This is a genomic window from Streptomyces sp. SID12501 (assembly GCF_010550245.1).
Taxonomy (GTDB): domain Bacteria; phylum Actinomycetota; class Actinomycetes; order Streptomycetales; family Streptomycetaceae; genus Streptomyces.
In genome coordinates, this window is sequence record NZ_JAAGLU010000433.1 from 1 (window position 1) to 512 (window position 512).

The following is a 512-nucleotide window of genomic DNA, read 5'->3' on the forward strand; positions in this document are numbered from 1 at the left end:
CGGCCGTCGACATCGCCGTGTGGGACGCGCTCGCCAAGGAGCGCGGCGTGCCGCTCGCGGACCTGCTGGGCCGCGTGCGCGACCGCGTGCCGCTGTACGGGTCGGGCATCAACCTCAACCTGTCGGCCGAGGAGGTCGTCGAGCAGGTCAAGGGCTGGAAGGCCGACGGCTACTTCGCGGCCAAGGTCAAGGTCGGCAAGCCCGACCTCGAGGAGGACGTCGAGCGGCTCACCAAGATCCGCGAGGCCGTCGGCATGTACCCGCTGATGGTCGACGCGAACCAGGGCTGGACCCTCGGGCAGGCCGTGCAGGCCATGTCGCGGTTCGAGCACCTGGGCCTGTACTGGGTCGAGGAGCCGCTGCGCGTCGACGACGTCGTGGCGCACCAGCGGCTGCGGGCGCGCTCGACCACGCCGATCGGCCTGGGCGAGAACGTGTACACGCTGCAGCAGTTCAACCAGTACCTCGCGAACGACGCGTGCGATTTCGTGCAGGCCGACCTGGGGCGCGTC

General features: G+C 70.5%; 1 protein-coding gene. It reads left to right on the forward strand.

Annotated elements, in window-relative coordinates; all coding sequences use genetic code 11:
* A partial coding sequence (locus tag G3I71_RS46620; protein WP_164325000.1) for a mandelate racemase/muconate lactonizing enzyme family protein occupies nucleotides 1-512 on the forward strand: 512 nt, incomplete at both ends.